This window comes from Stutzerimonas urumqiensis (assembly GCF_003640395.1).
In the GTDB taxonomy this organism is placed as follows: Bacteria; Pseudomonadota; Gammaproteobacteria; order Pseudomonadales; family Pseudomonadaceae; genus Stutzerimonas; species Stutzerimonas urumqiensis.
Window position 1 is genome coordinate 237,277 of record NZ_RBZQ01000003.1, and the last position, 17,678, is coordinate 254,954.

The 17,678-nt window shown below is 65.9% G+C and carries 19 protein-coding genes; 16 read left to right on the forward strand and 3 right to left on the reverse strand.

The window, feature by feature from the left end; genetic code table 11:
• Positions 1–40 precede the first annotated feature (40 nt).
• The 5 genes from D7325_RS07095 to D7325_RS07115 are packed head-to-tail and all read left to right on the forward strand — an operon-like array spanning position 41 to position 3,850.
• Positions 41–607, forward strand: coding sequence for a YqgE/AlgH family protein (locus tag D7325_RS07095; protein ID WP_120994851.1), 567 nt, complete (start codon positions 41–43; stop codon positions 605–607).
• Positions 604–1,032, forward strand: a complete 429-nt coding sequence (gene ruvX / locus D7325_RS07100) for a Holliday junction resolvase RuvX (RefSeq protein ID WP_120994852.1) — start codon at positions 604–606, stop codon at positions 1,030–1,032. The genes D7325_RS07095 and ruvX overlap by 4 nt, the downstream gene beginning before the upstream one ends.
• An 18-nt stretch (positions 1,033–1,050) precedes the next feature.
• A complete protein-coding gene (gene pyrR / locus D7325_RS07105) occupies positions 1,051–1,566 on the forward strand; it encodes a bifunctional pyr operon transcriptional regulator/uracil phosphoribosyltransferase PyrR (protein ID WP_120994853.1) in 516 nt (171 codons plus the stop codon).
• 8 nt (positions 1,567–1,574) lie between these two features.
• The gene (locus tag D7325_RS07110) at positions 1,575–2,579 is read left to right on the forward strand and encodes an aspartate carbamoyltransferase catalytic subunit (RefSeq protein ID WP_120994854.1); all 1,005 of its coding nucleotides are present in this window, start codon (positions 1,575–1,577) and stop codon (positions 2,577–2,579) included.
• On the forward strand, positions 2,576–3,850 hold the full coding sequence (locus tag D7325_RS07115; protein ID WP_120994855.1) for a dihydroorotase: 1,275 nt from the start codon (positions 2,576–2,578) through the stop codon (positions 3,848–3,850). Before D7325_RS07110 ends, D7325_RS07115 begins: the two co-directional genes overlap by 4 nt.
• A 47-nt stretch (positions 3,851–3,897) precedes the next feature.
• Here the strand turns inward: D7325_RS07115 and D7325_RS07120 are convergent, their stop codons facing one another.
• A complete protein-coding gene (locus D7325_RS07120) occupies positions 3,898–4,299 on the reverse strand; it encodes an NINE protein (RefSeq protein WP_120994856.1) in 402 nt (133 codons plus the stop codon).
• A 108-nt stretch (positions 4,300–4,407) separates the two neighbouring features.
• Between D7325_RS07120 and D7325_RS07125 the strand changes: the two genes are divergently transcribed.
• Together D7325_RS07125 and D7325_RS07130 are read left to right on the forward strand one after the other, a co-directional pair.
• Complete coding sequence (locus tag D7325_RS07125) at positions 4,408–5,622, forward strand: putative DNA modification/repair radical SAM protein (protein ID WP_120994857.1); 1,215 nt, start codon at positions 4,408–4,410, stop codon at positions 5,620–5,622.
• A complete protein-coding gene (locus D7325_RS07130; protein ID WP_120994858.1) occupies positions 5,622–7,118 on the forward strand; it encodes a TIGR03915 family putative DNA repair protein in 1,497 nt (498 codons plus the stop codon). The genes D7325_RS07125 and D7325_RS07130 overlap by 1 nt, the downstream gene beginning before the upstream one ends.
• Here the strand turns inward: D7325_RS07130 and D7325_RS07135 are convergent.
• Both D7325_RS07135 and pilT read right to left on the reverse strand, forming a co-directional pair.
• Positions 7,077–8,222, reverse strand: a complete 1,146-nt coding sequence (locus tag D7325_RS07135) for a PilT/PilU family type 4a pilus ATPase (protein ID WP_120994859.1) — start codon at positions 8,220–8,222, stop codon at positions 7,077–7,079. The two genes, D7325_RS07130 and D7325_RS07135, sit on opposite strands and share 42 nt — an antisense overlap.
• A 50-nt stretch (positions 8,223–8,272) precedes the next feature.
• Positions 8,273–9,307: a type IV pilus twitching motility protein PilT gene (gene pilT, locus D7325_RS07140; RefSeq protein WP_120994860.1), complete on the reverse strand. Its 1,035-nt coding sequence runs from the start codon at positions 9,305–9,307 to the stop codon at positions 8,273–8,275.
• 62 nt (positions 9,308–9,369) lie between these two features.
• Here pilT and D7325_RS07145 point away from each other — a divergent pair, with 62 nt between their 5' ends.
• From D7325_RS07145 to hemW, 9 genes are all read left to right on the forward strand, one after another.
• Positions 9,370–10,059: a YggS family pyridoxal phosphate-dependent enzyme gene (locus tag D7325_RS07145; protein ID WP_120994861.1), complete on the forward strand. Its 690-nt coding sequence runs from the start codon at positions 9,370–9,372 to the stop codon at positions 10,057–10,059.
• A 16-nt stretch (positions 10,060–10,075) separates the two neighbouring features.
• On the forward strand, positions 10,076–10,909 hold the full coding sequence (gene proC / locus D7325_RS07150) for a pyrroline-5-carboxylate reductase (protein ID WP_120994862.1): 834 nt from the start codon (positions 10,076–10,078) through the stop codon (positions 10,907–10,909).
• 15 nt (positions 10,910–10,924) lie between these two features.
• Positions 10,925–11,515 (forward strand): YggT family protein, encoded by a 591-nt coding sequence (locus D7325_RS07155; protein ID WP_120994863.1) that lies wholly within the window; start codon positions 10,925–10,927, stop codon positions 11,513–11,515.
• A gap of 106 nt (positions 11,516–11,621) precedes the next feature.
• Positions 11,622–13,610 (forward strand): dynamin-like GTPase family protein, encoded by a 1,989-nt coding sequence (locus D7325_RS07160; protein WP_120994864.1) that lies wholly within the window; start codon positions 11,622–11,624, stop codon positions 13,608–13,610.
• A gap of 73 nt (positions 13,611–13,683) precedes the next feature.
• Positions 13,684–14,823, forward strand: a complete 1,140-nt coding sequence (gene metX / locus D7325_RS07165) for a homoserine O-succinyltransferase MetX (RefSeq protein WP_120994865.1) — start codon at positions 13,684–13,686, stop codon at positions 14,821–14,823.
• Positions 14,824–14,830: 7 nt separating this feature from the next.
• A complete protein-coding gene (gene metW / locus D7325_RS07170) occupies positions 14,831–15,439 on the forward strand; it encodes a methionine biosynthesis protein MetW (protein WP_120994866.1) in 609 nt (202 codons plus the stop codon).
• A gap of 15 nt (positions 15,440–15,454) precedes the next feature.
• Positions 15,455–15,874, forward strand: a complete 420-nt coding sequence (locus D7325_RS07175) for a DUF4426 domain-containing protein (RefSeq protein ID WP_120994867.1) — start codon at positions 15,455–15,457, stop codon at positions 15,872–15,874.
• On the forward strand, positions 15,871–16,467 hold the full coding sequence (rdgB, locus tag D7325_RS07180) for an RdgB/HAM1 family non-canonical purine NTP pyrophosphatase (protein ID WP_120994868.1): 597 nt from the start codon (positions 15,871–15,873) through the stop codon (positions 16,465–16,467). The genes D7325_RS07175 and rdgB overlap by 4 nt, the downstream gene beginning before the upstream one ends.
• Positions 16,464–17,678, forward strand: coding sequence for a radical SAM family heme chaperone HemW (hemW, locus tag D7325_RS07185; protein ID WP_120994869.1), 1,215 nt, complete (start codon positions 16,464–16,466; stop codon positions 17,676–17,678). The genes rdgB and hemW overlap by 4 nt, the downstream gene beginning before the upstream one ends.

A 17,678-nucleotide genomic window follows, 5' to 3' on the forward strand; every position in this document is an offset into this window, starting at 1 on the left:
TGGCTTCCAGCCTGCCCGGCCAACGCTTAAGCTAGCCGGCATGACGACCCACCCGAGCTACCTCAAGCACCACTTCCTGATCGCCATGCCCCACATGGCCGACCCCAATTTCGGCCACACGCTGATCTACCTCGTCGAGCACAACGCCGAGGGCGCGATGGGGTTGGTGGTGAACCGACCCAGCGGCCTCAACCTGGCCGACGTCCTCGAACAGCTCAGGCCGGACCAGATGCCACCGGTGACCTGCCGCGAGGTGCCGATCTATACCGGCGGACCGGTACAGACCGACCGGGGTTTCGTCCTTCACCCGACCGGTAGCCATTTCCAGGCGACACTCGCGCTCGGCTCGCTGAGCCTGTCGACATCCCAGGATTCGCTGTTCGCGATCGCCGATGGCCGCGGCCCGCAGCGGTTCCTCGTCGCCCTCGGGTACGCTGGCTGGGAAGCGGGGCAGATCGAGGCCGAGATCGCCGAGAACGCCTGGCTGAGCTGCCCGGCAGACCCAGACATACTCTTCGACCTGCCCGCCGGCGAGCGGCTGGACGCGGCCGCCGCAAGCCTGGGCGTCAACCTCGGCCTGTTGAGCAGCCAGGTAGGACACGCGTGATCGGCTGGAAAATCGCCCTGGGCTTCGATTACGGCACCCGGCAGATCGGCGTCGCCGTCGGCCAGGCGGTGACGCGACAGGCGCGCGAACTCTGCATCATCAAGGCACAGAACGGCGTCCCGGACTGGCAGCGCGTCGAGGCCTTGTTCGACGAGTGGCAACCCGACCTCGTCGTCGTCGGGCTACCGCTCAACATGGACGGCACGCCCAGCGACATGAGCGCGCGTGCCGAGAAATTCGCTCGACGGCTGAGCGGGCGCTTCGGCAAGCCCGTATTCACCCACGACGAGCGACTCACCACCTTCGAAGCCAAGGGGCACCGGCTCCGGCAAGGCCAGCGCGACGGCTATCGCGAGCGCCCGGTCGACGCGCTGGCAGCGGCGCTATTGCTCGAAGGCTGGCTGGCCCAACAGCCCGCTCCTTGATCCCATGAGGACCTGCTCGTGAACCTGCCCGATCCGCAACGCCTGCTGGCTGACATGCACCAGGCGCTCAATACGCACCTGAGGCTCAAGCGCATCGATACGCCGCGCTTCATCGGCATCCGCACCGGAGGCGTCTGGGTCGCCGACGCCCTGATCGCTGCACGCAGGCTGGATGAGCCGCTCGGCGTGCTCGACGTGTCCTTCTATCGCGACGACTTCACGCAGAACGGCCTGCACCCCCAGGTTCAGCCGTCGGAGTTGCCCTTCGAAATCGAAGGCCAGCACCTGGTCCTGGTCGACGACGTATTGATGACCGGACGCACGACGCGGGCGGCGCTCAACGAGCTCTTCGATTACGGCCGCCCGGCCAGCGTGACCCTCGTCTGCCTGCTCGACCTGAATGCTCGGGAGTTGCCGATTCGGCCCGACGTCGTTGGCGCGACCCTGCCGCTGTCGCCCGATCAACGCATAAAATTGACCGGGCCTCGTCCGCTCGCCCTGGAACTGCAGGCCCTCGCTCCCGCCGACCACTGAGAACCGCGATGACGCCCACCTACGCCAAGCGCCCCCTCCAGCTGAACGACCACGGCCAGCTGCGGCATTTCCTGTCCCTCGACGGCCTTTCCAACGCCCTGCTGACCGAGATTCTCGACACCGCCGACTCCTTTCTCGAAGTCGGCAACCGCTCGGTCAAGAAGGTCCCGCTGCTGCGGGGCAAGACGGTCTGCAACGTCTTCTTCGAGAATTCCACCCGCACGCGAACCACGTTCGAGCTCGCCGCCAAACGGCTGTCGGCCGACGTCATTACGCTGAATGTCTCGACGTCATCGACCAGCAAAGGCGAAACCCTGACCGATACGCTGCGCAATCTCGAAGCGATGGCCGCCGACATGTTTGTCGTGCGCCATGCCGATTCGGGCGCAGCGCATTTCATCGCCGAGCATGTGAGCCCTGATGTCGCCGTAATCAACGGCGGCGACGGCCGCCATGCGCACCCGACCCAGGGCATGCTCGACATGCTGACCATTCGTCGCCACAAGGGCGCCTTCGAGCCGCTCTCGGTCGCGATCGTCGGCGATATCCTGCATTCGCGGGTGGCCCGCTCGAACATGCTGGCGCTGCGCACCCTGGGCTGCCGCGACGTACGGGTGATCGGACCGAAGACGCTGCTCCCAGTCGGACTGGAGCAATACGGCGTGCGCGTGTTCACCGACATGAACGAGGGGCTGCGCGACGTCGACGTGGTGATCATGCTTCGGCTCCAACGCGAGCGCATGCAGGGTGGCCTGCTACCGAGCGAGGGCGAGTTCTATCGCCTGTACGGCCTGACGACCCAGCGACTGGCCCTGGCCAAGCCCGATGCCATCGTGATGCACCCAGGACCGATCAACCGGGGCGTGGAGATCGAATCGGCCGTGGCCGATGGCCCGCACTCGGTCATTCTCAATCAGGTCACCTATGGCATCGCCATCCGCATGGCCGTGCTGTCGATGGCCATGAGCGGACAGACCGCTCAACGTCAGATCGCTGCCGAGGAAGCCAAATGAACCCGATCGAGATCCTCGGTGCCCGCGTTGTCGATCCCGCCAGCGGCCGCGACGAGACGACCAGCCTGTACATCGCCGACGGCAGGATCGATGCGATCGGCACGCCATCGCCGGGCTTCGTGGCCGCGCAGACCATCGACGCCCAGGGACTGGTGCTGTCGCCCGGGCTGGTCGACCTGAGCGTCGCGCTCAGGGAGCCGGGCTACAGCCGCAAGGGCAGTATCGAAAGCGAGACCCGCGCAGCGGCGGCCGGCGGGGTCACCAGCCTGTGCTGCCCGCCCTTGACGCGCCCAGTGCTCGATACGCCTGCGGTCGCCGAGCTCGTGCTCGACCGCGCGCAGGCCTGCGGGCACGCACGGGTGTTTCCGATCGGCGCGCTGACCCGCGACCTCGCCGGGGAACAGCTGGCCGAACTGGTCGCCTTGCGCGATGCCGGCTGCGTCGCGTTCGGCAACGGCCTCACCGGTCTGTCGAGCAACCGCACCCTGCGGCGTGCGCTCGAATACGCGGCGACCTTCGACCTGACCATCGTGTTCCATTCGCAGGATGCGGATCTGGCCGAGGGCGGCCTGGCACACGAAGGCGCCGCTGCCAGCTTCCTCGGGCTTGCCGGCATTCCCGAGACAGCCGAGACGGTCGCCCTGGCGCGCGATCTCCTGCTGGTCGAGCAAGCCGGCGTGCGCGCGCATTTCAGTCAGCTCACCAGCGCACGTGGCGCGCAGATGATCGCCGAGGCACAGGCCCGCGGGCTGCCGGTCACGGCCGACGTGGCGATGTACCAGCTGATCCTGACGGACGAAGCGCTGCACGGGTTCTCCAGCCTCTATCACGTGCAGCCGCCGCTGCGCACGGCAGCCGACCGGGACGGGCTGCGGGAAGCGGTGAAGACGGGGGTCATCTCGGCGATCACCAGCCACCATCAGCCGCACGAGCTCGATGCCAAGCAGGCACCGTTCGGCGAGACCGAGCCGGGCATCAGCAGCGTCGAGATCCTCCTGCCGCTTGCCCTGACCCTCGTCCAGGACGGCCTGCTGGACCTGCCCACCGCACTGGCGCGCCTGACCAGCGGGCCAGCGCGGGCGCTGTCTCTTTCAGCGGGGCAGCTGCGGGTTGGCGCGCCGGCCGATCTGGTGCTCTTCGATCCGGCCCGCTCGACCGTGGCCGGCGAAACCTGGCATTCGAAAGGCCGCAACTGCCCATTCCTGGGTCACTGCCTGCCCGGCCAGGTGCGTCACACGTTCGTCGGCGGCAGAACCACCTTCAGCGCCTGACACGTCCGGGGCATCGGCGAGCTACCTCGTGCCGAGCCCCGGCTCGTTCAGCGAAGCGCCTGGCGGTTGACCACCGATACCTGGGTGTTGAGCGTCCAGAAGTCATAGAGCACGCCGACAAAAAATAGACCGCCGGTGCACAGGTAGATCAGCCCGGTGATCCACTTGCCCTGATACATGCGATGCACGCCGAACACGCCCAGGAAAGTGAGCAGTATCCAGGCGATGTTGTAATCCAGGCGACCGGCCGTGAAGCGCAGGTCCGCCTCGCGGTCCATCGACGGGATCAGGAACAGGTCGATGATCCAGCCGACGAACAACAGGCCGAGCGTGAAGAACCAAATGGTGCCGGTGACAGGCTTGCCGTAGTAGAAGCGATGCGCCCCGAGAAAGCCGAATATCCAGAGCAGATAGCCGATGGCCTTGCTGTGGGTGTCCTGGTTTTGCATGCATTGCCTCCTGAATCGCCATGCTGGCGACATGCGGTACCAGCATAGACTTGCTGGGCTGCCGAATAATCCGAATACTGTTTATAAATACAGTATTCCGGTGCTCGAATGAACCTTACCGACAAGCTGATCGTACTCGCCGATGCCGCGAAGTATGACGTGTCCTGCGCCAGCAGCGGCGCGCCCAAACGCAGCTCGCGGTCGCGCGACGGCCTCGGCGCCACCAACGGCGCCGGCATTTGCCACAGCTTCACGCCGGATGGCCGCTGCGTCTCGCTGCTGAAAATCCTGCTGACCAATTTCTGCCTCTATGACTGCCAATACTGCGTCAACCGGCGCTCCAGCGATGTACCCCGAGCGCGCTTCACGCCCGAGGAGGTCGTACGGCTGACGCTCGATTTCTACCGGCGCAACTTCGTCAGCGGTCTCTTTCTCAGCTCCGGCATCATCCGCTCGGCCGATTACACGATGGAGCAGCTGGTCCGGGTCGCACGCCTGCTGCGTACCGAGCACGGTTTCCGCGGCTATATCCATCTCAAGACGATCCCCGATGCCGCGCCCGAGCTGATCGCCGAAGCCGGCCTTTATGCCGACCGGCTGAGCGTCAATATCGAGCTGCCGACCGAAGCCGGGCTGACGCAGCTCGCACCTGAAAAAAACGGCCAAACCATCCGCCGGGCGATGGGTCGCATCCGGCTCGGGGTCGAGGAGAGCGATGCCGAGCCGCGTGCGCCCCGCTTCGCGCCGGCAGGCCAGAGCACGCAAATGATCATTGGCGCCGATGCCACCGACGACTTCACCATTCTCGGCAGCGCACAACGGCTGTATGGCGCCTACGGTCTCAAGCGCGTCTACTATTCGGCCTTCAGCCCCATTCCCCAAAGCCCGCGTTCGGTTCCGCTGAGCGCACCGCCGCTACTGCGCGAGCATCGCCTGTACCAGGCGGATTTCCTCATGCGCGGCTACGGCTTCCGCGCCGGAGAGCTGCTGTCGGCACCGGGCAACCTGGCGCTGGATATTGATCCAAAGCTCGCCTGGGCGCTTCGACACCGGGACCAGTTCCCGGTCGACCTCAACCGCGCAGAGGCCTCGACGATCGCCCGTGTGCCGGGCATCGGCGTACGCAACGCCAAGCGCCTGGTGCAGTTGCGTCAGATACGCCGCATTCGCTGGGACGACCTCGTGCGGCTGCGCTGCTCGATGAGCACGCTCAAGCCCTTCATCGCCGTCCAGGATTATCGACCCGGGCTTGGCGAAGCCGCCTCCGAGACGTTGCGCCACGCGCTGACGGCGACACCCGCAACGCAGCTGGCACTGTGGTGATGCGCACCGTCCATGTCGGCGGCTATGCGCAGTGGCGCGACATCAGCCGGAGCTTGCTGCACGAAGGCGTCGAACCGGAACGACTCGTCTGGCTGGATGCGAATGCCCCAGGGGCCGGTGATTTGTTCGCCGATACGCCAGTCAGCGCGCCCACAGCCGCGCCCAGCCGGATCACCATCCCGAAGCGCTTTTCCGACCTGCTCGACGGTGCGGCTCGTTGTCGCCAGCCCCATCGGTGGGCACTGATGTATCGCGCGCTCTGGCGTATGGCGCAGGGCGATCGCAGCGCCATGCTGGTCGCTGACATCGATGGCGGCGAGCTTCATCGCCGCGCGCACCTGCTGCGGCGCGAAGCGCACCACATGGAAGCCTTCGTGCGCTTTCGCTCGGTGATCACGCCGGCGGGTCCCTCGCTGTTACTGGCGTGGCATGAGCCCGCCCATGATGTGCTCGCGCTGGTGGTCGATCACTTCATGGCCCGCATGGGGCGCCAGGCCTGGATGATCGTGACGCCCGACGCCGCCGCCTGCTCGGACGGCGAGCGGCTCACGCTGATCGATGACCCGGCACCGGCGCTCGGCACGCTGGCGCGCAACCTCAGCGATCCGACCGACGAGCTCTGGCGCGCCTATTACCGCAACACCTTCAATCCGGCGCGGGTCAACCTTCAGCTCACGCGCCGCCACATGCCTGCGCGCTTCTGGCGCGACCTGCCCGAGGGCGACCTCATCCCGACGATGAGCAACCAGGCTCGCCTCGCGCGGCCCAACCGATCGCAGACAGAAGACGTCGCCAGACAACCGGGTCGCCAGGTCGCGGTATCACCGATGCGCGCCCAACCCCTGCGGTCACCCGCTTCGCCGCTCGATGCCTGCCGTCGCTGTGCACGCTGGCGGGACGCGACGTGCGCCATTGCCGGTAAAGGCCCTGAATTCGCAAAGATGATGGTGATTGGCGCGCAACCGGGCGATCGCGAAGACCTTGCCGGCCGCCCCTTCGTTGGCGCTGAAGGCACCCTGCTGGACCAGGCCCTCGAGGCGGCCGGCCTGTCGCGCGCCCAGCTTTACCTGACCTATGCACTGAAGCACTTCAAGGGGCGGGCCGAAGACAGCGACACGGCAGGGCGTCGCCCCGCTGCGGCTGATGCGTCCGAATACCGGGCCTGTAGCACTTGGCTCGCAGAAGAACTGGCACAGATTCGACCGAATGTCGTGCTCGTCCTGGGGATGGAGGCGCTGAGCGCACTGGAGATGACAGCCCCCGCCTCGACAGCGCCCTCGCAGCGAGACATCGCAGCCCTCTCGAACGCCTGGCGCCACGGCGAACGCTGGGTCGTCAGCGCGCCGGCGCTGGAGGCAATCGGCGAGAGCATGGGCGAGCAGCGGTCACGGCTACTCGCCCAGCTACAGGTCGGTCTGGAGACAGCGCATCGTCTGTCCGAGGCAGCCGATGGCTCAGCGGAATCGCAAACCCGGGTCGTCGTCGCTGACCTCTAATGTCAGCCCCTGAGCGATGTTGGTGAGATGTTCGCCATCGGTCTCGGAGCCCAGCTTGATCATCAGGCGCAGGTCGTTGGCCGAGTCGGCGTACAGCAAGGCGTCTTCATAGGTGATCTCGCCCTGCGTATAGAGGTTGTACAGGGCCTGATCGAAGGTCTGCATGCCCTGCTCGGTCGAGCGTTTCATCAACGCCTTCAGCTCGTGCACCTCGCCCTTGCGGATGAGGTCGGCGGCCAGCGGCGTGTTGATCAGCACCTCGATCACCGCACGGCGGCCCTTGCCGTCCGGCGTGGGGATCAGCTGCTGCGCCACGATGGCCTTGAGGTTGAGCGACAGGTCCATCCAGACCTGCTGCTGCCGGTCCGCCGGGAAGAAGTTGATGATCCGATCGAGGGCCTGGTTGGCGTTGTTCGCATGCAGCGTCGCCAGACACAGGTGGCCGGTTTCGGCGAAGGCGACCGCATGGTCCATCGCTTCGCGCGTCCGTACCTCGCCGATCAGGATCACATCGGGCGCCTGGCGCAGGGTGTTCTTCAGCGCGACTTCGAACGACTCGGTATCGATGCCCACTTCGCGCTGGGTGACGATGCAGCTCTGGTGCTGGTGAATGAATTCGATCGGGTCTTCGATCGAGATGATGTGGCCGCTCGAATTCTTGTTGCGATAGCCAATCATCGCTGCGAGCGAGGTGGACTTGCCGGTGCCGGTCGCGCCGACGAACAGCACCAGCCCGCGCTTGGTCATCGCCAGCTTCTTCAGGACCTCCGGCAGCTTGAGGTCCTCGATGGTCGGAATGTGGGTCTCGATCCGCCGCAGCACCATGCCGGCCAGGTTGCGCTGGAAGAATGCGCTGACCCGGAAGCGCCCGATGCCCCGCGCGCTGATGGCGAAGTTGCATTCGTGCTTTTCCATGAATTCGCGCCGCTGCTGCTCGTTCATGACCGAATGCACGGTCTCGCGGGTCTGCTCCGGCGACATCGCCGTCTTGCTGACCGGCATGATCTTGCCGTTGACCTTCATCGACGGCGGCACGCCAGCGGTGATGAACAGGTCGGAACCGCCCTTCTCGACCATCAGGCGCAACAGTTTTTCGAATTCCATCGGGCTACTCGCAATGATCGTGGCAGGACTCGCGCATCAGGCTGGCGAGATCAGAAATTTTCCGGCGTCTTGGCCTTTTCGCGGGCGCTTTCCCGGCTCACGAGACCGCGCGCGACCAGGTTCTTCAGGCACATGTCCAGCGTCTGCATGCCCAGTGAGCCGCCGGTCTGGATTGCCGAATACATCTGCGCGACCTTGTCTTCGCGGATCAGGTTACGGATGGCCGGCGTGCCGATCATGATCTCATGCGCAGCCACGCGGCCACCGCCGATCTTCTTGAGCAGCGTCTGCGAAATGACCGCCTGCAGGGATTCGGACAGCATCGAGCGCACCATCGACTTCTCTTCCGCCGGAAACACATCGACCACCCGGTCGATGGTCTTGGCCGCCGAGGTCGTGTGCAACGTGCCGAACACCAGGTGGCCGGTCTCGGCCGCGGTCAGCGCGAGGCGGATGGTTTCGAGGTCGCGCATTTCACCGACGAGGATGATGTCCGGGTCTTCCCGCAGGGCCGAACGCAGAGCCTCGGAGAAGCCGTGAGTGTCGCGGTGCACTTCGCGCTGGTTCACCAGGCACTTCTTCGACTCGTGCACGAATTCGATCGGATCCTCGATGGTGAGGATGTGGTGGTACTTGTTGTTGTTGAGGTAGTCGAGCATCGCCGCGAGGGTCGTCGACTTGCCCGATCCGGTCGGGCCGGTCACCAGAACCAGGCCTCGCGGCACATCCGACACCTTCTTGAAGACTTCGCCCATGCCAAGGTCTTCCATCGTCAGTACCTTGGAGGGAATGGTCCGGAATACCGCGCCGGCGCCGCGATTCTGGTTGAAGGCGTTGACCCGGAACCGCGCGACGCCCGGCACCTCGAAGGAGAAGTCGGTCTCGAGGAATTCCTCGTAATCCTTGCGCTGCTTGTCGTTCATGATGTCGTAGATCAGCGCGTGCACCTGCTTGTGATCGAGCGGCGGCAGGTTGATGCGGCGGACGTCACCATCGACGCGGATCATGGGCGGCAGACCGGCCGACAAATGCAGGTCGGACGCTCCCTGCTTGGCACTGAAAGCCAGCAGTTCAGTGATATCCATGGGACTCCCCAATCAGAAGCAAGCAGGTAGAATGCCGCGCACAGGCCAGGCGGCGGAAAGTAATGTCCACGATAGCAACCAATATTGCAAAGGTCGGTGCGCGTATCCGTGAGGCGGCGCAAACCGCCGGTCGGGACCCTTCGACCGTCAGCCTTCTGGCCGTATCGAAAACCCAGCCAGCCGCCGCCGTGCGGGAGGCGTTCGAGGCCGGACAGCGGGATTTCGGCGAGAACTATCTGCAGGAAGCGCTGGACAAGCAGGCCGCGCTGGCCGACCTGCCGCTGACCTGGCATTTCATCGGCCCGATCCAGTCGAACAAGACCCGTCCGATCGCCGAGCACTTCGACTGGGTCCATTCGGTCGATCGTTTGAAGATCGCCGAGCGTCTTTCCGCACAACGGCCCGGTACGCGCGCGCCGCTGAACGTCTGTCTGCAGGTCAATGTCAGTGGCGAAGCCAGCAAGTCGGGCTGTGCGCCCGAGGCGGTGGCCGACCTCGCCCGGCAGGTCGCAGCCCTGCCACGACTGCGGCTGCGCGGGCTCATGGCCATTCCCGCTCCGACCGACGACCCCGATGAGCAGCGCGCCGCGTTCGCCCGCTTGCGCTCGCTGCGCGATGAGCTGGCATTGCCGCTGGATACCCTTTCGATGGGCATGAGCCAGGACCTGGACATGGCCATTGCCGAAGGCGCGACCTGGGTCCGCATCGGTACCGCTCTCTTCGGCGCGCGTGACTACGGCGCGCGCCCCTGACACAAGGAACGACGCAATGACCGATCCACGCATCAGCTTCATCGGTGCCGGCAACATGGCGGCCAGCCTCATCGGCGGCCTGCTCGCCCAGGGCATTCCAGCGCAAAGCCTGCGCGCGGCCGATCCCGGTGAAGCGCAACGCCAGCAGATCGGCGAACGCTTCGGCATCGCCACGTTCGCCGACAATGCCGCCGCGGTCGCGGATGCCGACGTCGTTCTGCTGGCGGTCAAGCCGCAGGTCATGAAGGCCGTCTGCGAGTCGCTGGCACCGCACCTGGCCGAAGGCACGCTGGTGATCTCGATTGCCGCCGGCATCAGCTGCGACAGCCTGCAACGCTGGCTCGCCCAGCCCGGGCGTCCGACGGCCGCGGTGGTGCGCTGCATGCCCAACACGCCCGCGCTGCTGCGCCAGGGTGTCAGCGGCCTGTTCGCCAGCGCCGAGGTGAGCGCCGATCAACGCGCTTTGGCCGAACGTCTGCTGTCGGCCGTCGGCCTGGCGCTCTGGCTCGATGACGAATCGCTCATCGATGCGGTCACGGCCGTTTCCGGCAGCGGGCCGGCCTATTTCTTCCTGATGGTCGAAGCCATGACCGCCGCTGGCGTGCGCCTGGGACTGCCGCAGGCAACCGCCGACCAGCTCAGCCGCCAGACGGCGCTGGGCGCCGCCCGCATGCTGTGCGAGAGCGATGTCGAAGCCGCCGAGTTGCGGCGTCGCGTCACGTCGCCGAACGGAACGACCGAAGCGGCCATCAAAGCGTTCCAGGCCGGGGATTTCGAAGCCCTGGTGCAACGAGCCCTGGACGCCGCCGCGGCGCGTTCAGGCGAACTGGCCGAGCAACTGGGCCGCTAAAGGAGCCGTCGACCCATGATTGGAATGAACACCGCAGCCATCTACATCCTGCAGACGCTCGGCAGCCTCTATCTGCTGATCGTGCTGCTGCGTTTCATCCTGCAACTGGTCCGAGCCGATTTCTACAATCCGCTCAGTCAATTCGTGGTCCGTGCCACCCACCCCTTGCTCAAGCCCTTGCGACGCATCATTCCCAGTGTCGGCGGGCTGGATCTGGCCTCGCTGGTGCTGGCCATCCTGGTGCAGATCGTGCTGATGGCGCTGACCCTGCTGCTGGCCTTCGGCACGACCGGCAACCCGGTGCAGCTGCTGATCTGGGCCATCATCGGGGTGACCGGCCTGTTCCTGAAGATCTTCTTCTTCGCCCTGATCATCAGCGTGATCCTCTCGTGGGTGGCGCCACACAGCCACAACCCGGGCGCCGAGCTGGTCAACCAGCTGTGCGAGCCGGTGCTGGCGCCCTTCCGCCGGCTGCTGCCGAACCTCGGAGGTCTGGATATCTCGCCGATCTTCGCGTTCCTGGTGCTCAAGCTGCTGGACATGATGGTCATCAACAACCTGGCCGCCATGACCGGGATGCCCGCGGTCCTGCGCGTCCTGATGTAAACCGCTCGCCCGGCGCGGATGGCCGCCGGGCGACAGGCCACTGCTGGCCGATTGACTGCATCGGCCAGCCACGCATAATCGCGCGACCTTTTATCGCACCAGGATGATGAGCATGGAACGTCTCGATCAGCAGGTGGATGCCTACATAACCTGGAAGCGCGATCTGGTCAGAGAGATCACCCGCTACCGCGGGTGGCTGGCGCATAACCGGTTGTCTTCCGAAGCCGTAGAGCAACGCCTCGAGCGCGCCCTGCGCCTGCTTCGCAGCGACCAGATCACCCTGGCCTTCGTCGGCGAGTATTCGCGCGGCAAGACCGAGCTGATCAACGGCCTGTTCCTCTCCGGGTATGGCCAGCGGATGCTGCCATCCCGCGCCGGGCGCACCACCATGTGCCCGACCGAGCTGTTCTACGATCCGCGTTCCGAACGCTCCTACATTCGGCTGCTGCCAATCGAGACGCGGCTGGGCGATACCAGCATCGCCGAACTGAAGCGGGCGCCGCGCCACTGGCTGAACATTGCGCTCGACCCGTCCGACGCCGACAACATGGCGCAGGCCTTCACCCAGGTTGCAGCGACCAAGCCGATGCCCGTCGAGCAGGCCATCCAGCTCGGCTTCCATCCCGACATGCTCGAAGACGCCGGCAAGCCCGGCCAGGTGCTGGTGCCGGCCTGGCGGCACGCCTTGGTCAACATCGATCATCCGCTGCTGCGCCAGGGCCTGCGCATCCTCGACACACCCGGCCTGAATGCGCTGGGCAGCGAGCCGGAGCTGACCCTCTCCATGCTGCCGAGCGCGCAAGCGATCATCTTCATGCTCAGCGCCGACACCGGCGTCACCGCCAGCGACATGGACATCTGGCAGCAGCACATTCGCCAGCTCGACGATCAGGCCGACGGCAATCTGTTCGCCGTGCTGAACAAGATCGACGTGCTGTGGGACGACCTGGCCGGCGGTGAAGCGGTCGACGAGGCGATCGAGCGCATGCGCCGCAGCACCGCGCAGCAGCTGGGGGTGGGCCCGGCCGACGTGCTGCCCCTGTCGGCCAAGCAGGCGCTGCTGGCCCATGTTCGCGGCGATCGCGCGCTGCTCGCTCGCAGCCGCATGCCGGAGCTCGAACAGTTGCTTTGCGATCGGCTGATCGCCCACAAGGAGCGCCTGCTCGAGCAGCGCGTGGTCTGCCAGGTGTTGGCCCTGATGCAGAACAGTCAGCAGGTCCTGCACCAACGGCTGGAAAAGGTCGACGAACACCGCAAGCTGCTGGCCAGCCATCAGCAGGACAACGGCCGGCTGCTCGAGGAGCTCACCGCCCGTACGCGCCAGGACCACGCCCTGCACCACAAGCGCCTGCTCGGCCTGAAGACCAACCAGCGCCTGCTCAAGCGACAGGGCGACCTGCTGCGCGGCGCCGTGCGGGCCGAGCGCCTGGAGGAGCACCTGGTACGGCTGCGCCGCACGCTGCGCGACAGCCTGACCACGCTGGGCATCAACCTCGGCATCCTGCACTTCTTCCGAAACGTCGAAACCGACCTCGGCATCCTCGAACAGGAGGTAGCGCTCGCCAACAAGATGGTCGCGGCGATCTACCAGCGTCACAACCAGGACAACCCGCTGCACGGCATCGACGCGCCGCTGCTTCGGATCGAGCCGTTCCAGCGCGAGCTGCGCAACCTGCAGAGCAAGGCCGACCACTTCCGGTTGCGCATCCGCACCCTGCTGACCGAGCAGCGCACGCTCTCACGCCGCTTCTTCGGCACGCTGGTGCAAGAGGTCATCGGCCTGCATCAGCGGCTGCGCCGCGAGGTCGCGCAGTGGTCGAGCGATGCGCTCACGCCCCTGGTGCAGCACAGCCTCGAGCAGAAGCAGCAGCTGGAAAACCACATGCAGCGGCTCAAATCACTGGCCACCGACAGCCAGGCAACCGGCCAGCGCGAGCAGTTGCTCGAGCGTTACCGGGCCGAACTCGAGCAGCAACTGGCACAGGCGTCGGACATGATTCGCCTGCTGCGCAGGCCATCGCCGGTGCAGCGTCAGGGCAAGGTCGTCACCCTGCCGACGGCCGCGTTCGCCGCGGGCGAGCGGACGCCGGCCTGAGCGGCGGATGATGGGTGAATTGAGGGACGCTTAGCTTTAGACTCTGCCGCTTCTTGTCGCGAGAGCAGGGTCGATGCCCACCGCCATACCCGCCGATTCCGTCGGCCTGGTCAGTCCTCAGACAGCCTTCTTCAGCGAACCGCTGGCGCTCGCCTGCGGCCGCACGCTAACCGAGTATCAGCTTGTCTACGAGACCTACGGCACGCTGAATGCCGCTCGCAGCAACGCGGTGCTGATCTGCCATGCGCTGTCCGGACATCACCATGCGGCCGGCTATCACAGCATGGACGACCGCAAGCCGGGTTGGTGGGACAGCTGCATCGGCCCCGGCAAGGCGATCGATACGGAGCGGTTCTTCGTCGTCAGCCTGAACAACCTCGGCGGCTGCAACGGCTCGACCGGGCCCTGTAGTCTTAACCCGACGACCGGAAAGCCCTACGGCGCCGACTTCCCCGTGGTCACCGTCGAGGACTGGGTGCACAGCCAGGCGCGCCTGGCCGACCAGCTCGGTATCGTGCAGTGGGCCGCCGTGGTCGGCGGCAGCCTGGGCGGCATGCAGGCGATGCAATGGACCATCACCTACCCCGAGCGCGTGCGTCATTGCCTGGCGATCGCCTCGGCGCCGCGGCTGTCGGCGCAGAACATCGCCTTCAACGAAGTCGCGCGACAGGCGATTCTCTCCGACCCGGAATTTCATGGCGGCCATTTCCACGAGCACGAAGTCATCCCCCGGCGCGGCCTGATGCTGGCACGCATGGTCGGCCACATCACCTACCTGTCGGACGATGCGATGGGGGCGAAATTCGGCCGCGGCCTGAAGAGCGACAAGCTCAACTACGATTTCAACAGCGTCGAGTTCCAGGTGGAAAGCTACCTGCGCTACCAGGGCGAGGAGTTTTCCGGGCGATTCGACGCCAATACCTACCTGTTGATGACCAAGGCGCTGGACTACTTCGATCCGGCCGCCGCGCACGACGATGACCTGGCCGCGACCCTTGCGGTGGCCAAGGCGGACTTCTGCGTGATGTCGTTCACCACCGACTGGCGGTTCTCACCGGCACGCTCGCGGGAGATCGTCGACGCGCTGGTCGCCGCCGGCAAGAACGTCAGCTATCTGGAGATCGACGCCCCGCAGGGGCACGACGCCTTCCTGATACCGATTCCCCGCTACCTGCAAGCCTTCCGCGGTTACATGAACCGCATAGCCGTATAGGACCGACATGCGCGCCGACCTCGACATCATCCAGGACTGGATACCGACCGGCAGCCGGGTGCTCGACCTCGGCTGCGGCAATGGCGAGCTGCTCGCCTGGCTGCGTGACAACAAGGGCGTCAGCGGCTACGGCCTGGAAATCGACCCCGACAACATCGCCCGCTGCGTCGAGCGCGGCGTCAACGTGATCGAGCAGGACCTGGACAAGGGCCTCGGCAATTTCGCCAGCGACAGCTTCGACGTCGTCGTCATGACCCAGGCGCTGCAAGCCGTGCACTACCCGGACCGGCTGCTCGAGGAGATGCTGCGGGTCGGGCGCGAATGCATCATTACCTTCCCCAACTTCGGCCACTGGCGCTGCCGCTGGTACCTGGCGAGCAAGGGCCGCATGCCGGTCTCCGAATTCCTGCCGTACACCTGGTACAACACGCCGAACATCCACTTCTGCACCTTCGAAGACTTCGAAAACCTGTGCCGCGACCTCGGCATCGGCGTGAAGGAACGCCTGGCCGTCGATCGCGAACACCGCCACGGCTGGGCCAGCCGCCTGTGGCCGAACCTGCTCGGCGAGATCGGTATCTACCGGGTCGTCGGCGACCGCTCACGTCCATCCTGATTGCCGGAGGAACCGATGAAACGTGCCTTGACCCTTCTGCTCGGCCTGCTGATCGCGACGACCGCCGTGGCCGAACGCAAACAGAGCTATGGCGACTACGACATCCACTACATCGCCTTCAACTCCGGCTTCCTGCAGCCGGACGTCGCCGCCGCGGCCGGTCTGATCCGCAGCAAGCGCATGGGCGTGGTCAACATCGCCGTGCTCAAGGATGCCGAGCCGGTCGATGCGCTGGTCAGCGGCACGGTGAAGAACCTCCTGGGGCAGGATCAGCCGCTGAGCTTCAAACGGCACAAGGAAGGCGATGCGACCTACTACCTGGCGCAGTTCCCGTTCGACAGCCGCGAAGTGCTGCGCTTCGACCTCAACGTGCAGCCCATGGGCGGCGAGCCGGTGAGCCTAACCTTCAACCAGGAATTCTTCCCCGACCAATGAAACCGCTAACCGAACTGGTGCTGGCCAGCCACAACGCCGGCAAGCTCAAGGAACTGCAAGCCATGCTGGGCGACCGCATGACGGTCCGCTCGGTCGGCGAGTTCAGTCAGGTCGAGCCCGAAGAGACCGGCCTGTCGTTCATCGAAAACGCCATTCTCAAGGCCCGTAACGCCGCGCGCGTGTCGGGCCTGCCGGCGCTGGCCGATGACTCGGGGCTCGCCGTGGACGCGCTGGGCGGCGCACCGGGCATCTACTCGGCCCGCTACGCCGGCGGCGCGGGCGACGCGGCGAACAACGCCAAGCTGCTCGATGCTCTCCAGGGTGTGCCGGACGAGCAGCGTGGCGCCCAATTCGTCTGCGCACTTGCACTGGTCCGCCATGCCGACGACCCGCTGCCGATCCTCTGCGAGGGCCTGTGGCCCGGGCGCATCCTGCACGCCGCCCAGGGCGCGCATGGCTTCGGCTACGACCCCCTGTTCTGGGTACCGGAAGCCGGGTGTTCCAGCGCCGAACTCGATCCGCGGGAGAAGAACCGCATCAGTCACCGCGCCCGCGCGATGACCCTGCTGAAGGCGCGGCTGGGCATCGCATGAGCCACGCGGGCAGCCGGCAACCGCAAGCCGGAAGCGAGCAGCGCGCGGACGAGGTCCCGCTTCACGCGTCGCGCGTCGAGTTGCCGCCCCTGGCGGCCTACATCCATATCCCCTGGTGCGTACGGAAATGCCCGTACTGCGACTTCAACTCGCATGCGGCCGGCCCCAGCCTGCCCGAGGCCGACTACGTTCGAGCCGTGCTCGAGGACCTGCAGGCCGACCTGGCGTTGAGCCAGGGGCGTCGGTTGAGTTCGATATTCTTCGGCGGCGGCACGCCGAGCCTGTTCTCGCCGGCGGCGCTAGGCGCCATGCTCGACGGGCTGGAGCGCCATGTCGGCTTTGCGGACGATGTCGAGATCACGCTTGAAGCCAACCCGGGCACCTTCGAACAGGCGAAGTTCACCGATTATCGGCACCTGGGCATCAATCGCCTGTCGATCGGCGTTCAGAGCTTCCAGGCCGACAAGCTCAAGGCGCTGGGCCGTGTCCACGATGGCGAAGAGGCCGTACGGGCGGCCGACATGGCGCGCGCGGCCGGCTTCGACAACTTCAACCTGGATCTGATGCACGGCCTGCCCGGCCAGCGGCTCGAGGATGCGCTGCATGACCTGCGCACCGCGCTGGCCCAGCAACCGACGCATCTGTCCTGGTACCAGCTGACTCTGGAGCCGAACACCCTGTTCTGGAGCCAGCCGCCCCTGCTGCCCGAGGATGACCTGCTCTGGGATATCCAGGAGGCCGGTCAGGCGCTACTCGCCGAGCATGGCTTCGCGCAGTACGAGACCTCCGCCTACGCCCGGGATGCCCGACGCGCGCGGCACAACCTGAACTACTGGACGTTCGGTGACTTCCTCGGCCTCGGCGCCGGTGCGCATGGCAAGCAGACCCATGCCGATGGCCGCATCACGCGCAGCTGGAAGACGCGCCTGCCCAAGGACTACCTGGCGCCGGAAAAACCCTTTCGCGCCGGCGAAAAGACGCTGACCGAACAGGAACTGCCCTTCGAATTCCTGATGAATGCGCTGCGCCTGAGCGACGGCGTTCCGGCCGAACTATTCAACCAGCGGACCGGGCTGCCGCTGTCGACGCTCGACCAAGGCCGGGCGCAGGCACAGGCCCGCGGGCTGATGAGCGAGGACCCGACACGCCTGGTCGCCACCGCGCGCGGCCAGCTCTTTCTCAACGACCTGCTGCAACTCTTCCTGCCCTGA

What these genes read in the sequence shown, in the direction of transcription:
- D7325_RS07095 (WP_120994851.1), top strand. Translation starts at nt 41, where the DNA reads ATGACGACCCACCCGAGCTACCTCAAGCACCACTTCCTGATCGCCATG.
- D7325_RS07110 (WP_120994854.1), top strand. Translation starts at nt 1,575, where the DNA reads ATGACGCCCACCTACGCCAAGCGCCCCCTCCAGCTGAACGACCACGGC.
- D7325_RS07115 (WP_120994855.1), top strand. Translation starts at nt 2,576, where the DNA reads ATGAACCCGATCGAGATCCTCGGTGCCCGCGTTGTCGATCCCGCCAGC.
- D7325_RS07120 (WP_120994856.1), bottom strand. Translation starts at nt 4,299, where the DNA reads ATGCAAAACCAGGACACCCACAGCAAGGCCATCGGCTATCTGCTCTGG.
- D7325_RS07125 (WP_120994857.1), top strand. Translation starts at nt 4,408, where the DNA reads ATGAACCTTACCGACAAGCTGATCGTACTCGCCGATGCCGCGAAGTAT.
- D7325_RS07130 (WP_120994858.1), top strand. Translation starts at nt 5,622, where the DNA reads ATGCGCACCGTCCATGTCGGCGGCTATGCGCAGTGGCGCGACATCAGC.
- D7325_RS07135 (WP_120994859.1), bottom strand. Translation starts at nt 8,222, where the DNA reads ATGGAATTCGAAAAACTGTTGCGCCTGATGGTCGAGAAGGGCGGTTCC.
- pilT (WP_120994860.1), bottom strand. Translation starts at nt 9,307, where the DNA reads ATGGATATCACTGAACTGCTGGCTTTCAGTGCCAAGCAGGGAGCGTCC.
- D7325_RS07145 (WP_120994861.1), top strand. Translation starts at nt 9,370, where the DNA reads ATGTCCACGATAGCAACCAATATTGCAAAGGTCGGTGCGCGTATCCGT.
- proC (WP_120994862.1), top strand. Translation starts at nt 10,076, where the DNA reads ATGACCGATCCACGCATCAGCTTCATCGGTGCCGGCAACATGGCGGCC.
- D7325_RS07155 (WP_120994863.1), top strand. Translation starts at nt 10,925, where the DNA reads ATGATTGGAATGAACACCGCAGCCATCTACATCCTGCAGACGCTCGGC.
- D7325_RS07160 (WP_120994864.1), top strand. Translation starts at nt 11,622, where the DNA reads ATGAGCATGGAACGTCTCGATCAGCAGGTGGATGCCTACATAACCTGG.
- metX (WP_120994865.1), top strand. Translation starts at nt 13,684, where the DNA reads ATGCCCACCGCCATACCCGCCGATTCCGTCGGCCTGGTCAGTCCTCAG.
- metW (WP_120994866.1), top strand. Translation starts at nt 14,831, where the DNA reads ATGCGCGCCGACCTCGACATCATCCAGGACTGGATACCGACCGGCAGC.
- D7325_RS07175 (WP_120994867.1), top strand. Translation starts at nt 15,455, where the DNA reads ATGAAACGTGCCTTGACCCTTCTGCTCGGCCTGCTGATCGCGACGACC.
- rdgB (WP_120994868.1), top strand. Translation starts at nt 15,871, where the DNA reads ATGAAACCGCTAACCGAACTGGTGCTGGCCAGCCACAACGCCGGCAAG.
- hemW (WP_120994869.1), top strand. Translation starts at nt 16,464, where the DNA reads ATGAGCCACGCGGGCAGCCGGCAACCGCAAGCCGGAAGCGAGCAGCGC.